The organism is Kitasatospora sp. NBC_00458, assembly GCF_036013975.1.
Taxonomy (GTDB): domain Bacteria; phylum Actinomycetota; class Actinomycetes; order Streptomycetales; family Streptomycetaceae; genus Kitasatospora.
In genome coordinates, this window is sequence record NZ_CP107904.1 from 919733 (window position 1) to 935973 (window position 16241).

The window sequence follows — 16241 nt, forward strand, 5'->3', positions numbered from 1 at the left end:
GCAGAAGATCTGATCCGGTGGTGAAATCGTGAATCCACGACCTCCCTTTCGGCACCCTTTCGACCCCCGGGGACGTTTCAAAGTCGCAGCGATCAGGTAGGCGGCCTGCCCAGGGAATCTCCGGCAGGGCCGGCGGAGGTTTGCGGGGGGTGCAGGAGACGTGGCCGGAGGCCCGCGGCGCACCGGCGGCGCCGCGGCCGCCGGGGAGGCCGGGTCCGCGAGCCGGGCGGGCGGCCCGTGGTCCAAGGAGGCGGTGCGCGTCCCCGGCTTCCGGCCGGCCTCGATCCGCCGCACGCGTCCACCCGGGGATCCGCGCCGGAGCCCGACGAGGCCCCACCCGACCCGGCGGCGTCCCGGCAGCCCCGGGGACCGGCCCCGAGGACCGGCCCCGAGGACCGGCCCCGGTGCGACGGTGCCACCGCGCCGCGGCCGGTCCCCTCTCCACCTGCCGAGGGCAGGGGCACCTGCCCAATCGGGCAGTGTCGGCGTGCACCGCGCGATCCCCGAAAGCATCCCGTTGACACCAAAGTTGGTCTAGTCCACCGTGGGTGTCGCGAGGCCATCCACATGAGTTCGGCGGAGCCCCCGCGACCCGGGCACCGACACCGACCGGTGCTCACCGATGCCCTCGACTCGACTACTTCACAGCGGCTTCGAGTGATCCGTGCGGCGTGGCCGTGCCTGGCCCCCGGCCGGTCCGGCCGAAGGCCAGGGGGCCGACGATCGATTGGAGGGACGCCGCATGCGCAGGAGCCGCCCGGCCCTGCCGGTCGTCCGGGCCCGTCCCGCCACCACCACGGCCCTTGGCAGGGGAACCGCGGCCGCGGCGGGGAGCACCGGCGCGGAGGCGCGTCCCCCGGTCCGGCCCGCCTCGCACGGCAGTGCCTCCGCCGACCGCCCCGGGACCGTCGGCCGGATCCTCCCCGCAGCGAACGTCCCCCTGCCGCCGCCCGCACTCCACGGCCGCTCCGGCCCCGGCGGCACCGAGGAGTCCTCGGCCGGCCGGGCGGCGGGGGCCCGCACCACCCCCGCCGGCCCCCACCGTGGATCTCCGACACCACGAGCGCTCCGGTCCGCGGCGGCGCGACGGACCGGTCGGAGCCGCCCGCCAGGACACCCTCCTGCACTCGACCGGCCACTGCTGTAACGAATCTGACGATCAGACGGAGAACCCCACACCATGCAACGAGTCTGCCTCGCCCTGCCCACCATGCGTTCCTGCCCCGGCACCATCGTGGACCTCGCCGAGGAGGCGGCCTACGCCGTCGAGAACTTCGGGGTCGAGGTGCACATCCTCATCCTCGACAGCACCGACCGGACCGACGCCCCCGGATTCGCGAAGAACGCGGACGCCGTGGCCTCGCTGGCCCCCGCTCCGGGCGTGTTCGTGCACCACCTCGGCGAGGCGCAGCAGCGGGTGTTCCTGCGCCGGGCGGCCGAGCGGTCCGGCGCCCCCGACCCCGAGCTGCTGCTCGACCTGATGCTCCCGCAGGACGTCGCGTACGGTTCCTGCGTCAACCGGGTCTTCCTGGGCGCGGCCGCCCTGCACTGCACCTCGGCGCACCTGCGCAACGACGACGCCGACTTCCAGGTCCTCGGCGGGCAGAAGGTCTTCCCGATCCACCACGAGCTGCTCTCGATCGGCAAGCCGGCCGGCGAGGCGGTGGCCGGTGTGACCCGCTCGGAGCTCGACCCGGCCGACGCGGACAAGCCGGTGATGCTGGTCAGCGGCTCCTTCACCGGTGAACTCAACGTGGACATCGGCGAGATCCGCGAGCTGGACCCGGACGTCTACCGCGACGTGGTGCGCCTGTGGACCCCGCCGGTGTGGCCGGACGAGGACCGGGACGCGATGGTGGACGTCTCCTTCAAGGGCACCGGCACCGAGCCGTTCACCGCCGACGACTCCGTCCTCGGCGTGCCCGACATCTGGGACGTCTTCATGTGCAACGTCGCCCTGGACCACCGGGCCTACGAGGTGCTGCCGCTGCTGCCCTCGCTCAGGACCCTCGGCTGCGACTACGTCCTGCTGCACGCCCTGGTGCACTCCCGGATGCCCGGCGTCGTCCACAACCGCCACATCGTCAACTACTACACGCCCGAGCGCCGCACCGGCGACGGCTTCGTCTCCTACCAGATGGGGTTCGTCAAGCTCCTGCTCTCGATGCTGTACCTCTACCCGGTCTACGGCGGGATGATCGACCTCGGCCGCGGGCTGCTGGACGAACGGCACGGGCTGAAGATCGAGCCGATCATCGAGCTGGCGCGGGCGAGCGTCGACTGGGACCGGGCCGGGAACGAGCACTGCCTGGACGTCCTGGACCGCTCCTACCGCAAGCTGGGCGGCAAGTACGCCGACCTCGCGGACGCGGTGGCCGGGCGGCGGGAGCAGCTCCTGGACGAGGCCCGGGAGGACGCCGAGCGCTGGGTGGTGCTGATGGAGGCCTGGGCGGGCATGGCGGCCGCGGCCCGCGCCGAGGGCCTGCACCCCGTCGTGGACGGGGCGGCCGGGTGAGCGACGAGTTCCTCATCCGGCAGCTGACCGACGGCGACTGGGACGCCGTGGTCGCGCTGGAGCACGACGCCTACGCGGCCGACGGCCTGTCGGAGGGCCGGGAGGCCCTGCAGTCCCGCGCCCTCGGCTCGCCGGAGACCTGCTTCGTGCTGGAGCAGGACGGCACGGTCCGCGGCTACCTGCTGAGCCTGCCGTACCCGCCGCTGCGCTGCCCGGACCTCGCCCGGGCCGAGGACGCCGCGTTCGAGTCGGACAACCTGCACGTGCACGACCTGGTGATCGCCGAGGACCTGCGCGGCCGGAAGGTCGCGCTGGAGTTCATGCGGTACTTCCGGGCGCGGGCCGAGGAGATGGGCTTCGAGCGGATCTCGATGGTCGCGGTGCGCGGGGCGGACATCCTGCTGCGGATCATCGGCTACCGCTCGCACCGGGAGGTGGCCGTCCCCGCGTCCTACGGGCGGCGCGCGGTCTACATGTCGATGCCGGTGCACTGACCTGCGGGTGCACCACCACTCCTCCGGCCCTCCGGGCTCCGGTGACCGGCAGTCCCCGAAGGGGGGCTCCCTGCGATGAGCAGTGCCTCATCGCAGGGAGCCCCCCTTCGGGGTACCGGCGTCAGGCGCGGGGAGCCCCCCTTCGGGGAACCGGCGTCAGGCGCCGAGCTCGGTGGTCAGCCAGTCGTGCACGGCGACGGCGCACTCCTCCGAGAACTCCTCCAGCATGCTGAAGTGGTGGCCCGGGACGGTCGACGCCTCGTGCTCCAGCGGCCAGGACGAGCGCCACTCCTCGGTCTCACCGGCCTCGGACGACGGGTGCCGCAGCGGGTCCTGCGCCCTCACCAGCAGCGTCGGAACCGGCACGGCCTCCGGGTGCCACTCGGCGAACACGTCGAAGTACCCGCCCATCGCGCTGAACCGGGTGTCGTCGATGCTTCCGAAGACGTCGCCGCGGTCGAGCATGGTGTCGATGAACCCGTACTGGATCGAGGCCGGCGGCGGGCTGTCCGGGGCGTAGGTGTCGAGCAGCACCAGGGCCGCCGGCCGCACACCGCCCCGTTCCAGCCGCCGCGCCACCGCGGCGGCCGTCCAGCCGCCGGACGAGTGCCCGAGCAGCACGAACGGCCGGTCGCCGAACCGCCGCTCGATCACCTGGGCCTGCTGCTCCACGATCGTCTCCAGATCGGCGGGCAGGAGCTCACCCTTCACGAAGCCCGGCAGCGGGAGCGACAGCACCTCGCGCCGGCCGCCCAGCGGCGCGGAGAAACGCGCGTACTGGTACGGGCTGGACAGCGCACCCAGGGTGGGGAAGCAGACGATCGCCGCCCCGGCCGCCCCGGCCGGTGCCGATGCCAGCGTCACCAGGTCCGACGCCAGCGCGACCGGCGCCGGGTCCTCGAACTTCTCCCTGATCCTGGCGGCCGCGATCAGCAGGTCGAGACCGTGCTCCAGCTTCGCGCGCTCGTAGGCCTGGGTGAACATCGAGGCGAGAAAGCCGTCGGAGACCGGCGCCGAGGCCGGGACCGGCCCCCGGGGAACGGTGCGGGCGCCCGCCGGACCGGTCTGCCGCTCCACGGCCGCCCCCTCCCCCGGCCCGGCCGGGCCCTGGGCGGCGAGTTCTCCGCACAGGCTCCGGACCAGCGCCTCCGGGGTCGCGTAGTCGAGCACGAGGGTCGACGGCAGGCGCAGCCCCGTCACGTCGTTCAGCCGGTTCCGGAGCTCCACCGCCGTGAGCGAGTCGAACCCCTGCTCGATGAACCGGGAACGACGGGCCCGCCTCGGGCACCGGTCGGCGCAGTGGCAGGGGGGCTTACCCGGAATTCATATCCGGATGAATGCAGCCGGAATCAATTCCTCGGACCATTTTCGAACATGCTGGGACGGCCTGGGGAATCATCGACGCAGCGCATTTTTCAGGGGAACGGGAACGCGCCGGACACAGCCATGAAGCTTTCCGTGGAAGGCCGTCGGGAGTCGTCTCGAAAGTGCCCCGGGAGGGGGACTGTGGAGTAGGGGGTGCCGCACGGCCGGAAGAATTCCGGCCCGATGTCGGCGGATAAGGTCAGGCCGCCGCGCTCGACCCGTTCAGATGGTCCGCGAGGAAATTCATCACGTCGGCGTCCCGGTCGGTCAGATGGAAGCGCCCGCCGGGGAACACTTCCAGCCGGAAGTCCCCGGAGGTGAGTTCTCTCCAGGCCCGGGCGCCGTCGATCGAGGTCCGGGGATCGGCGTCGCCGGTCAGGGCGGTGATCGGGGAGGCCAGGGCGGCACCGGGCTCGGTGCGGTACGTCTCGGCGGCGCGGCAATCCGATCGCAGGGCCGGAAGGACCATGCGCAGGATCTCCTCGCTCGCGAACACCGACGGATCGGTGCCGCTCGGTTCCCTCATCTCCGCCACGATGCCGCCGTCGTCGCGGAGGTGGACCCGCTCGTCGGGGCCGGGGCGCGACGGCGCCCGTCTGCCGGAGACGAAGACCCTGCTCAGGCCCTGGCCGTCCTGCTCCAGGCGTCTTGCGACCTCGAAGGTGGGAGCGGAAACGCTCCCGGCAGGATCCGGCACACCGACCCCACGACACCGCGCTCTCCGGAATTCCACCGGGCCGGCCGCATGTGGGCAGCCGGAACCGACATCACCGGACAGAAGGGTGTGACACTCGTGAGCATCGGCGCCGAAACGCCGCTCGGGCACAACTGCGTGTCCGATGAAATCCTAGAACATCCCCCGTGATCGTTTCTAGCTTTTCGATCGAAATCGTACCCCAGGGCAGTTGATCAAGCAACCCTCGCCCAACCGGGCGAATCACGGCCGTAAACACCACGCCGACCTGGGAAAACGGCCCCTGGGCCGATTTGCCCGCCCGGTTCAGCCGCAGACGATCATTTCCGGCCGATCCGGTCGCTTCGGACAGCCGTCGCGACGCCGCGGCGGACCCCCGCGGGAAGGACAGTTCGGCAGCGGTCCACCATTCCGGAATCACCGTCGGGGCAGCCGGGGAATATGCCACCCTCCGTAGTCGGACACATCGCGCACAACAGGTCCGCGTCAAGGAATGCCGGTCGGCGCCGCGCCCGCTCGACTCCGCAGAGTCACCACCTGGCGGACGCCGGCGGCCTGGAGACGCTCTCCATGCGCAGGCTCGGCGAGGCCGTCGGGGTCGAGGCGATGTCCCTCTACAACCACGTGGCCGACAAGGAGGACCTGCTCGACGGCATGGTCGACCTCGTCTTCGGCGAGGTCGAGCCGCCCGCCGTCGGCGACCACTGGCACGGGGCGATGCGGAAGCGGGCCCGCTCGATGCGCCTCGCCCTGTCCCGCCACCGGTGGGCGATCGGGCTGATGGAGTCGCGGTCGAACCCCGGCCCTGCCACCCTGCGCCACTACGACGCGGTCCTCGGCTGCCTCCGCCGGGGCGGACTCTCGCTGACGCTGACCGCCCACGCCGTCTCGGTGCTAGACGGCTACGTCTACGGGTTCGCGCTCCAGGAGAAGGCCCTGCCCCTCGACTCCCCGGAGGAGACCGCCGCCCTGGCGGAGTCGATCATGAGCCGCTTCCAGGAGGGCGAGTACCCGTACCTGGCCGAGATCGCGACCGCCCACGTCCTGCGTCCGGGCTACTCCTACGGCGACGAGTTCTACTTCGGACTCGACCTGATCCTCGACGGGCTCGAACGGGCGGCCGGGGCACCGGAACGCGACTGACCCGGGCGGCGGGCCGGCACGCCCGCCCCGGACCGGCACGCACACCGCGGACCGGCGCGCGCACCCCGCCCCCACAACTCCCCCGGCCCCGCAGCCCACTTGGCCGCACACGGCCCGGCACCGCACACCGCCGGCCGGCTCACCGGACCACCGGCCCCACCGACCCGCCGGGGCCCGGACCGGCGGCGCCTCCCGCGAGGACGGCCCGCGGCCGGATCCACTCCGCCCGAGCCGGCTGCGCCCCCGCCCGCCCCGCGCGCGCCGGGCACCCTCGCCGGGCGCCGGTCCGACCCCGCGCCCGTCACCGCGGCGTTCGGTTCCAGCGGCAACCAGCCGACGGGAAGGCCCAGTTGAGCGGATCCGACCGGCCGCCGCGGCCTGCGGCGACCCCGGGGCGGCACGGCTCCGCCGGACCGGCCCGGCGGAGCCGGCCGCACCCCTCCGACCCGGACCACTTCCGCACCACCCGTCACAATGCACGCCTTCCTCCCCAGGAATCCCGTGCATTCACACTTCAACCGATCAAGCTTCAAATATCGACCACACGTTTCAGACAACACCCCCTTCGAGTGGCCCCGATGCTCTAGATTGACTTTCGCCTCGCTCAGTCGGAAGCGGAGCGGCAAATAACGATCTACGGGTCCGGTGCTGCGTACTGCCAGCAGCCGCACCCTCAGCGGAAGACGTGGAGGTGATCGGTTCTCGGCGCCCGGGAGGGAGTCTTGAACGTGGACAGCAACCGCTGACGGTCACCCACACACACCCAGTACTCCGGCGGGATATTCGCATCCGCCGGCACCGGGGTGGGACATTCGCGCAGAGCCGCAATCAGCGGTTCGCCATTCGGGGGGAGGCGGGGCCTCCCGAAGCTGGGAACAGCGCGGCACGGGAGGCGGGGCCTCCCGAGGGGAGGAACAGGGCGGGAGGTGAGAGCCTCCCGGGGGGAGGAACCGTGTGGAGCGAACACGTCGAACCCACTGCTGACCTGGACGGGGCCGTGAAGCAGGGGGAAGGCGAATTACTCGGCCCGTTCATACCGGCACGGGGGCGTCGGACGAACGGGAGAATCAGCCGGCCCGAGATCGAGTGGGAGCAGCAGTACCGTCGCGCCGTGATCATCTGCGATACCGCGGCCACCGCCTTCGTGGTGGCGGCGATCGGCCGTTTCTTCGGAGTTAGGGACGCGGCCAACTGGCACGAGAAATGGGGAATTCTCGCCTTCTTCACCGAGCTGTTGGTGATGGCTTCACTTGCGATGACCCGGTCATGGGCTCCGGCCGTACTGGGCCAGGGCGCGGAGGAATTCCGCCGGCTCGGACGGTCGCTTTTCACGGCCGCCGTCGTGCTGGCACTCGGCGGGATCGCGCTCACATCGCGCAACATCAAGCTCTGGATCTTCGTCGCGATCCCCGCGATCACGCTCGTCACCATGACCGAGCGGTACCTGCTGCGCCTGTGGCTGCACAAACAGCGGAAGGAAGGGCGGTGCCTGCGCCCGGTGCTCGCCGCCGGGAGCCCGGCCACCGTGAGCGACCTGATCGCCCGGACCCGCAAGTTCCCGCACCTCGGCTGGCGGGTGGTGGCGGTGTGCACGCCGTACGGTCTGGGGCACAACCGGGACCGGCTGGACGAGGTACCGGTGGTCGGCCGGCTGACGGACGTCGCCAACCACGTGCGGCGCGACGGCTACCGGGTCGTGGCGGTCACACCGGACCCGCACTGGTCACCGGACCGGCTCCAGCGGCTGGCCTGGAACCTGGAGGGCGGCGACGCCGAGATGGTGGTGGCCCCCGTGCTGATGGAGGTGGCCGGCCCGCGGCTGCACGTCGACGCGGTGCTCGGGATCCCGATGCTGCGGGTCAGCATGCCGGCCTTCACCGGGGGCCGCCGGGCGGTCAAGGAGGTCGTCGACCGGCTGGGCGCCACGGCCCTGCTGGTGCTGTTCGCCCCGCTGATGCTGCTCGTCGGGCTGCTCGTGGTGATGGACAGTCCGGGCGGGGCGTTCTACCGGCAGCACCGGGTCGGCAAGGACGGGCGGCAGTTCACGCTGTACAAGTTCCGCACCATGGTCGCCGGCGCCGACCGGGCACGTGCCGAGCTGGCCGACCGCAACGAGGGCGCGGGCCTGCTGTTCAAGCTCCGCCGGGATCCGCGGGTGACCCGGCTGGGAGGGGTGCTGCGCCGGTACTCGATCGACGAGCTCCCGCAGCTCCTCAACGTGGTCACCGGCTCGATGTCGCTGGTCGGCCCGCGGCCCCCGCTGCCGGAGGAGTCCGCCGCGTACGGGCCGGACATCCGGCGGCGGCTGCTCGTCAAGCCCGGGCTCACGGGCCTGTGGCAGATCAGCGGGCGCAGCGACCTGCCGTGGGAGGAGGCGGTGCGGCTGGACCTGCGGTACGTGGAGGACTGGTCGCTCGCCCTGGACGCGGTGATTCTCTGGAAGACGCTGCGCGCGGTGCTTCACGGCCAGGGGGCCTACTGATGTGTGGGGGGCGTCGACCGATCGACGCGCGGACGGCGGGCCGAGAGGGCCTGCCCGAGGGGAGGAACGGGTCATGAGGGTCAGTGTCCTGGGGCTCGGCTACGTGGGCTGCGTGTCGGCCGCGTGCCTGGCCAGCCTGGGCCACGAGGTCATCGGGGTGGACGTCAACCGGGTGAAGGTCGACCTGGTCAACGACGGCAAGGCCCCGGTGGTCGAGGAGCGGATCGGCGAGATGATCGCGGAGGTCGTGCGGGCCGGCAGGCTGCGGGCCACCGACGACGTCCGCGAGGCGATCCTGGGCAGCGACGTGTCACTGGTGTGCGTGGGCACGCCGTCGGAGCCCAACGGGAGCCTGTGCACGACGTACCTGGAGCGGGTGACCGAGCAGATCGGTGCCGCGGTGGCCGAGCGGGGCGGGCGGCAGACCGTGGTGTTCCGCAGCACCATGCTGCCGGGCACCTGTCTGAACCTGCTGGTGCCGATCCTGGAGAAGTACGCCGGCGGCACGGCCGGGGTGGACTTCGGGGTGGCGGTCAACCCGGAGTTCCTGCGCGAGGGCACGAGTGTGCGGGACTTCTTCGACCCGCCGAAGACGGTCATCGGGGAGCTCGACCCGGCGAGCGGCGACGTCGTCGCGGCGCTGTACGACGGGCTGCCCGGCGAGGTGTTCCGGGTGCCGGTGCCGACGGCCGAGGCGATCAAGTACGCGGACAACGCGTTCCACGGCCTCAAGATCGGCTTCGCCAACGAGCTGGGCGCGGTGTGCCGGGCGCTCGGGGTGGACTCGCACCAGGTGGTCGACGTGTTCCTGGCCGACCGGAAGCTGAACATCAGCCCGGCCTACCTGCGGCCCGGGTTCGCCTTCGGCGGCTCCTGCCTGCCCAAGGACCTGCGCAGCCTGGTCCACGCGGCGCGGCAGGCCGACGTCGCGGTGCCGATCCTCTCCCACGTGCTGGCCTCCAACGCCGAACACCTGCAGCGCGCGGTGGAGTTGGTCGAGCGCACCGGCAAGCGCCGGGTGGGGCTGTTCGGCCTGTCCTTCAAGCCCGGGACGGACGACCTCCGCGAGAGCCCGCTCGTCGAGCTGGCGGAGAGGCTCTTCGGCAAGGGCTACGACCTGCGGATCTACGACCCCAACGTGAACCTCTCGCGGCTGCTCGGCGCGAACCGCGAGTACATCGAGACCAGGCTGCCGCACCTCGCGCAGCTGCTCACGGACTCCGTCGACGAGGTGCTCGACCACGCCGAGGTGTGCGTGGTCGGGACCAGGGACCCGGCCGTGCTGGCGGCGCTGCCGCACGGCGACAGCCCGGTGGTCGTCGACCTCATCCACCTTCCCGACGCCGAGGCGCGCCGGGCCGAACAGGGGTACGTGGGCCTTGCCTGGTGACGCGACGGGCGGCGACGGGCGGGGACGCCGCGCGCTGGTCCTGGTGGAGAACCTCTCGGTGCCGTTCGACCGGCGGGTGTGGCAGGAGTGCACGACGCTCCGTGACGCGGGCTGGACGGTGGACGTCATCTGCCCGCAGGGGAGCAAGCGGGACACGGAGCCGGAGGCGGTGATCGACGGGGTGCGGATCCACCGCTACCCGCTGCGCGCGGCCACCGGGGGCCCGGCCGGCTACCTGCGGGAGTACGGATCCGCGTTGTGGCACACGGCGCGGCTGGCCCGCCGGGTCGGCCCGGTCGACGTGGTCCACGCCTGCAATCCGCCCGACCTGCTGTTCCTGCCGGCGCTGTGGCTGAAGCGGCGCGGCGCCCGGTTCGTCTTCGACCAGCACGACCTGGTGCCCGAGCTGTACCTCTCCCGGTTCGACCGCGGCGAGGACCTGCTCTACCGCGGTGTGTGCGCGCTGGAACGGATGACCTACCGGGCCGCGGACGTCGTGCTCGCCACGAACGAGAGCTACCGGGACGTCGCGCTGCGCCGCGGCGGCCGGCGGCCGGACGACGTCTTCGTGGTGCGCAGCGCGCCCGACACCGAGCGGTTCCGGCCGGTGCCGCCGGAGCCGGAACTGAAGCGCGGCAAGCCCCATCTGCTGTGCTACCTGGGCGTGATGGGGCCGCAGGACGGCGTCGACTACGCGCTGCGGGCCCTCGCGAAGCTGCGCGACGAGTGCGGGCGGACCGACTGGCACGCGGTGTTCGTCGGCGGCGGCGACACCTTCGACGCGATGGTGGAGCTGTCCCGGCGGCTGGGGCTCTCGGAGCAGGTGGAGTTCACCGGGCGCGTGCCGGACGCCGACCTGGTGCGGTACCTGTCCACCGCGGACGTGTGCCTCTCCCCCGACCCGCGCAATCCGCTCAACGACGTGTCGACCATGAACAAGGTCCTGGAGTACATGGTGATGGGCCGGCCGATCGTCTCGTTCGACCTCCGGGAGGCGCGGGTCTCCGCCGGTGACGCCGCCGTCTACGCGCCGGCGAACGACGAGGCCCGGTTCGCCGAGCTCGTCGCGGAGCTGCTGGACGATCCGGAGAAGCGGGCCCTGATGGGCAAGGTCGGCCAGGAGCGGATCAACGGGCCGCTCGCCTGGCGGAACTCCCAGCGGTCGCTGCTCGCCGCCTACGCCGCCGCCTGCCGTGACCGCGCCCCGGTGTCGGCGGGCGGCCCGGGCCGCGCCGGGAAGAGGCCGCGCCGTTGAGCGACGAAGCGATACGCCTGGTCGCGATCGGTCGGATCCTCCGACGGCGCTGGCGGCTCCTCGCCGTCCTCGCCGTGGTGGGTGCGCTGGTCGGCTACGGCGGTTCCCTGCTGTTCCCGCCGCGGTACACGACGTCGGCGTCGGTGCTGCTGCCGGGGGCGTGGCAGGAGCGCGAGCTGATGACCCAGGCGCAGATCGCGACCAGTTCGGTGGTGCTCGACCGCGTGGCCGCCGAGCTGGCGCGGTCCGGGGGCGGCGGGGCGCTCGGGGTCGGCGAGCTGCGGGAGCGGGTGGCCGCCGCGGCCGCGGACGGCAACATCATCAAGATCTCGGGGACGGGCGACACCCCGGAGCAGGCGCAGCGGCTCGCCGACCTGGCGGCCCAGCAGTTCGTGGCGTTCGCCGCGCGGCTCTCGGGCGACGGCAGCGAGCCGGAGGCGACGCAGCCGCAGGCGCTGCGGGAGCTGGTGGCGCAGGCCAGCCGCCGCATCACCGACCTGGCCGACGCGGCCGATCCGGGGCAGACCGTGGAGAGCGTGCAGACCCGTACCGAGCTCGCGAAGCTGCGGACCGCGCTGCAGGAGGCCGTCAACAAGCTGGAGCAGGTCGACCCGGCGGCCGGCAAGGCCAACATGGTCGTCATGGGGGCCGCCACCCGGCCGGCCTCCGAGGCGCCGCCGACGGCGGTGCAGCTCACCGTCGGCGGGGCGCTGCTGTTCCTGCTGGCCGGGGTCATCGGCCACCTCGCCGCGGCCCGGGTGAGCCGCCGGCTGCGCACCGGGCCGGAGATCGCCGCGGTGCTGGGTTCGGCGTTCCTCGGCACCGTCGACGTGTCCGGTGACCGGTCGGCGCGGCGGACGGGGGGCGGTGGCCCGCGGGCCGCGCTCCGCCGGCTGCTGGGGACGGACGTCCGGTGGGACCTGCCGAGCCCGCACGCCTCCGGTGACGAGGCCAGCCGGCAGGTCCGCTACCGGCGGGTGTGCGCCCGCCTGCGCGACCAGTCGCCGTCTCCGCGGCAGCTGCTGGTCGTCGTCCCGGACGGTGACGAGCCGGCCCGGCGGGCCGCCGGGCAGCTCGTCGCCGAGGCGGGGGGCGATCCGCTGCTGCGGGTGGTGGGGGTGCCGGTGGAGCGGCCGCTGGTGCCGGACCGGGGGGACGAGTCCGGTGCGCTGGTCGTCCTCAGCGCGGGCACCTGGACCGACGGGGAGCTCGCGGGTATCGCGGAGGCGTGTGCGGACGCGGAGCACGAGGTCGTCGGCACGGTCGTCGCCGCGGCGGTGCGGGCCCGTTCGAAGCAGTCGGCCGGCCGTCGTCCGGAGGGTGCCGTGCCGGTGCTCGTGGGCGCCGAGGACACGGGGAGTGGCTCGGGGTGACGACCAGTACGACATCGGAGCCGTCGGCGGCCGCTCCTCTGGTGGACCTGCAGTCGCTGGTGGTCGCGGTGCGCAGGCGGCGGCGCTTCTGGTGCCTGCTGGCGCTGCTGGGGCTGCTGGCCGGTTCGGCGGCGGCGGTGCTGCGGCCGGCGCCGCCGAGCGCGGTGACCACGGTCCTGGTCGCGCACCAGGCGGACCAGCCGAACGACCCCGGCACGCTGATCCGCACCGACGCGGCCCTGCTGAAGACCGTGGGGATCGCGGATGCGGCCCTGAAGGCGCTCGGGTCGGCGGAGCAGCCGGAGGACTTCCTGCTGGAGTACGGGGCGATCGGCCTGACCAACAACCTCCTGCAGATCAGCGTGACGGGCGGCAGCGAGGAGGAGGCGGTGGCCCGGGCGAAGGCACTGGCCGACGCGTTCGTCGCGGACCACGTGCGGCGGATCAAGGAGACCGCGGACGCCGAGGCGAAGTCGCTGCTGGACCAGCGCGACCGGATGCAGGAGGAGCTCACCCAGGTCAACAAGGACATCGGGGACGCGCCGCAGCAGAGCGGGCCGAAGGCGTCCGCGAAGCTGGAGGCGCTGTACGCCAGCCGGGCCGAACTCACGTCGCGGATTGCCGACTTCAGCCGGCGCGCCGCGGAGGCGCACGTCGGCACGCCCCGGCTGGTCGCCGGTACGCAGATCGTGGACGCCCCGCACGCGGTGCGGCTGTCCCTGGTCACGACCGCCGCGACGGACGCCGCGATCGGGCTCGTCCTCGGGCTCGTCGTCGGGCTCACGGTGGCGGCGATCGGCTCGGTGGTGGCGGACCGCCCGGTGCTGCGCCGGGACATCGCGGCCAACCTCGGTGCCTCGGTGATCGCGGAGCTGCGGCCGGTGCCCCGGCGGCCGGTCGGCCGGTGGCAGCTCGGCCGGGCCAGGGCGGCGCGGGCCAGGCTCACCACGACGCTGGTGCGCACGGTGCGCGGTTCCGCGGAGGCGGTGTCGCTGCTGGACCTGGGCTGTGCGCGCACGACGAGCGCGGTCGCCCTGGACCTCGCCGCGGCGCTGGCGGAGGAGGGGCCGGTGGTCGTCGTCGACGGCCTGCCCGGCCCGCAGCTCACCAGGGGCCGTCCGAAGCAGGGCGGCCCGACCGTGGTCCGCGGTGAGCGGGCCGGGGACGCGGCGGGCCAGGAGCGCCGGATCGGTGTCGGCTCGGTGGCGCCGGGCACGGCGTGGACGGACCTGCAGTACCTGGGCGCGCGGACCGTGCTCGTGGTGCGGGCCGGGCACGGCAGTGCCGCGTGGCTGCACACCGTGGCGCGGCAGCTCGCCGACCAGCGCATTCCGGTGGTCGGGGTGGTGCTGGTCGACCCGGATCCGCGCGACCGGACCGACGGCACGCTGTGGGACGGTCCGCGCACCGCGACGCGCGGCCGGTACGAGCGGCCGGCCCGGCCCGCCGGCACGGGCCGCCGCAGGACGGGACTGACGACGATGTGGACCGCGAGGGTCCCGGACAGTGATCAGGAGGTGCGGTAGGACATGTGTGGCATCGCGGGTACGTACCGGTGGCCGGACGGGAAGGTCGTGACCGACCTGCTCACCGAGACCCTCGCCCACCGCGGTCCCGACGGGGCGGGCCGGTACAGCCACCCCGTCGGCGACGGCGAGGTGCACCTGGGGCACCGGCGGCTGGCCATCGTCGACCTGTCCGGGACGGGCGCCCAGCCGATGGTCAGGGACGGCCTCGTCCTGACGTACAACGGCGAGCTGTACAACGCGCCCGAGCTGCGGGCCGAACTGGCGGCCTCCGGGGTGCGTTTCCGGGGCACCTCCGACACCGAGGTGCTGCTGGAGGCGTGGCGGCGCTGGGGCACGGACTGCCTGCCCCGGCTGCGCGGCATGTTCGCGTTCGGGGTCTTCGACGAGCGGACCGGCGAGCTGGTGCTCGCCCGTGACCAGCTCGGCATCAAGCCGCTGTTCCTGCTGCGGCGGGGCGGGGGCCTGGTGTTCGCCTCGGAGCTCAAGGCGCTGGCCGCCGCCACCGGCGGGTCGCTGGAGGTGGACCCGGGGGCGATGGTGGCCTCGTTGCTGTACTACTGGGTGCCGGACTCGCGGTGCGCGTTCCGCGAGGCGGAGAAGCTGCCGCCGGGGAGCTGGCTCCGGTGCCGGCCGGACGGCCGGGTGGACCGCGGCCGGTTCTGGCACCTGCGGGACGTCGCGGCCGAGGGCCGGGAGCGGGCGCTCGCCGGGGAGCTGCCGGACATCGCGGCGATCGTCGAGGAGTCGACCCGGCGCCACCTGCTCTCGGACGTGCCCGTGGCGACCTTCCTGTCCGGCGGGCTGGACTCCAGCTACCTGACCGCGCTGGCGGCCCGCGACCGGCCCGGGATCTCCGCCTACACGATCGGCTTCCGCGCCGAGGACGCCAGGTTCGAGGCGATGCCGGACGACCTGCGCTACGCCCGGCAGGTGGCCGAGCAGTTCGGCGTCGACCTGCACGAGATCGAGATCGCGCCGGACGTGCTCGACCTGCTGCCGCGGATGACGTACCACCTGGACGAGCCGATCGGCGACCCCGCGGCGATCAACACCTTCCTGATCTGCTCGGCCGCCCGGGAGGCCGGGGTCAAGGTGATGCTCTCGGGGATGGGCGCCGACGAGCTGTTCGCCGGCTACCGCAAGCACCTGGCCAACCGGCTCGCGCTGCGCTACCAGCGCGTCCCGCGGCCGCTGCGGCGCGGCCTGTCCGCGGCGGTGGGCCGGCTGCCGGTCGCCACGGCGAGCCGGGGGTTCCGGTCGGTGCGGTTCGCGAAGCGGTTCCTCTCCTTCGCCGACCTGCCGGAGGAGACCGCGTTCCGGCGCAGCTACACCATGTACGACCGGGACGAGCTGCTGGCCCTCCTCGACCCGGACCTGGCCGGGACCGTCGACGACGTGCTGACCGAGCACGCGGACACCTACCAGGACAACGACCTCGACGACTTCGTCAACCGGATGTGCCTGGGTGACGCCCGGATGTTCCTGCCGGGTCTGAACCTCGCCTATACGGACCGGTCGAGCATGGCCGCGTCGACCGAGGTGCGGGTGCCGTACGTGGACGTCGAGGTGGTCAGGGCGGCGTTCGCGGTGCCCGGCGACCGCAAGATCGTCGGGCGGCAGGGGAAGGCCGTCCTCAAGGAGGCGGCCACCTCGGTCCTGCCCCGGGAGATCGTGTACCGGCCCAAGGGCCTGTTCAGCGCCCCGCTGCGGGCCTGGATGAGCCGGGACCTGGCGCCGCTGGTGCGCGAGGTGGTGAACGACGGCGTGCTCGTCTCGTCCGGGTTCCTGCGCCGTGACGCGCTGGCCCGGCTCGTCGCGGCGGACGCCGCCGGGCAGCAGGACTACTCCAAGCACCTGTGGCACGTGCTGACCCTGGAGTACTGGTACCGCGGCGCGACCTCCGGCGCCGGCTCCGGCGCGGGCTCCGGCGCGGGCCCCGGCACCCACTCGACGACGTAGCGCCCGGTCGGCGGCGCGGTGCCCGGCGCACGGCGCGGTGCC

Annotated in this window: 11 protein-coding genes; 9 read left to right on the forward strand and 2 right to left on the reverse strand. The window is 73.2% G+C overall.

All coding sequences use genetic code 11. The annotated features are described in order from the left end of the window. Nucleotides 1–1180 precede the first annotated feature (1180 nt). Both OG550_RS03355 and OG550_RS03360 read left to right on the forward strand, forming a co-directional pair. Nucleotides 1181–2515 carry a DUF6271 family protein gene (locus OG550_RS03355; RefSeq protein WP_327674316.1) on the forward strand — a complete coding sequence of 445 codons (1335 nt, stop codon included), beginning with the start codon at nt 1181–1183 and terminating at the stop codon, nt 2513–2515. Continuing rightward, nucleotides 2512–3009 (forward strand): GNAT family N-acetyltransferase, encoded by a 498-nt coding sequence (locus OG550_RS03360; protein ID WP_327674318.1) that lies wholly within the window; start codon nt 2512–2514, stop codon nt 3007–3009. Before OG550_RS03355 ends, OG550_RS03360 begins: the two co-directional genes overlap by 4 nt. A 156-nt stretch (nt 3010–3165) precedes the next feature. Here OG550_RS03360 and OG550_RS03365 read toward each other — a convergent pair whose 3' ends face one another. After that, nucleotides 3166–4236, reverse strand: a complete 1071-nt coding sequence (locus OG550_RS03365) for an alpha/beta fold hydrolase (protein ID WP_442905919.1) — start codon at nt 4234–4236, stop codon at nt 3166–3168. Between the two features lie 337 nt (nt 4237–4573). Continuing rightward, nucleotides 4574–5071 carry a thioesterase II family protein gene (locus OG550_RS03370; protein ID WP_327674320.1) on the reverse strand — a complete coding sequence of 166 codons (498 nt, stop codon included), beginning with the start codon at nt 5069–5071 and terminating at the stop codon, nt 4574–4576. Nucleotides 5072–5638: 567 nt separating this feature from the next. On the opposite strand from OG550_RS03370, the gene OG550_RS03375 reads away from it, so the two are divergent. From OG550_RS03375 to asnB, 7 genes are all read left to right on the forward strand, one after another. Continuing rightward, complete coding sequence (locus tag OG550_RS03375; RefSeq protein ID WP_327674322.1) at nt 5639–6211, forward strand: TetR/AcrR family transcriptional regulator C-terminal domain-containing protein; 573 nt, start codon at nt 5639–5641, stop codon at nt 6209–6211. Nucleotides 6212–7208: 997 nt separating this feature from the next. Further along, nucleotides 7209–8693: a sugar transferase gene (locus OG550_RS03380; protein ID WP_327683669.1), complete on the forward strand. Its 1485-nt coding sequence runs from the start codon at nt 7209–7211 to the stop codon at nt 8691–8693. Nucleotides 8694–8766: 73 nt separating this feature from the next. Next, a complete protein-coding gene (locus tag OG550_RS03385; RefSeq protein ID WP_327674324.1) occupies nt 8767–10083 on the forward strand; it encodes a nucleotide sugar dehydrogenase in 1317 nt (438 codons plus the stop codon). Further along, a complete protein-coding gene (locus tag OG550_RS03390) occupies nt 10073–11338 on the forward strand; it encodes a glycosyltransferase family 4 protein (protein ID WP_327674327.1) in 1266 nt (421 codons plus the stop codon). The genes OG550_RS03385 and OG550_RS03390 overlap by 11 nt, the downstream gene beginning before the upstream one ends. Then, on the forward strand, nt 11335–12711 hold the full coding sequence (locus OG550_RS03395; protein ID WP_327674329.1) for a Wzz/FepE/Etk N-terminal domain-containing protein: 1377 nt from the start codon (nt 11335–11337) through the stop codon (nt 12709–12711). Before OG550_RS03390 ends, OG550_RS03395 begins: the two co-directional genes overlap by 4 nt. Beyond that, nucleotides 12708–14237 (forward strand): Wzz/FepE/Etk N-terminal domain-containing protein, encoded by a 1530-nt coding sequence (locus tag OG550_RS03400; protein ID WP_327674331.1) that lies wholly within the window; start codon nt 12708–12710, stop codon nt 14235–14237. The genes OG550_RS03395 and OG550_RS03400 overlap by 4 nt, the downstream gene beginning before the upstream one ends. 3 nt (nt 14238–14240) lie before the next feature. Beyond that, nucleotides 14241–16199 (forward strand): asparagine synthase (glutamine-hydrolyzing), encoded by a 1959-nt coding sequence (gene asnB / locus OG550_RS03405; RefSeq protein ID WP_327674334.1) that lies wholly within the window; start codon nt 14241–14243, stop codon nt 16197–16199. Nucleotides 16200–16241 lie beyond the last annotated feature (42 nt).

Coding starts and splice junctions, on each gene's coding strand:
- asnB (WP_327674334.1), top strand. CDS start 14,241: ATGTGTGGCATCGCGGGTACGTACCGGTGGCCGGACGGGAAGGTCGTG.
- OG550_RS03375 (WP_327674322.1), top strand. CDS start 5,639: ATGCGCAGGCTCGGCGAGGCCGTCGGGGTCGAGGCGATGTCCCTCTAC.
- OG550_RS03385 (WP_327674324.1), top strand. CDS start 8,767: ATGAGGGTCAGTGTCCTGGGGCTCGGCTACGTGGGCTGCGTGTCGGCC.
- OG550_RS03355 (WP_327674316.1), top strand. CDS start 1,181: ATGCAACGAGTCTGCCTCGCCCTGCCCACCATGCGTTCCTGCCCCGGC.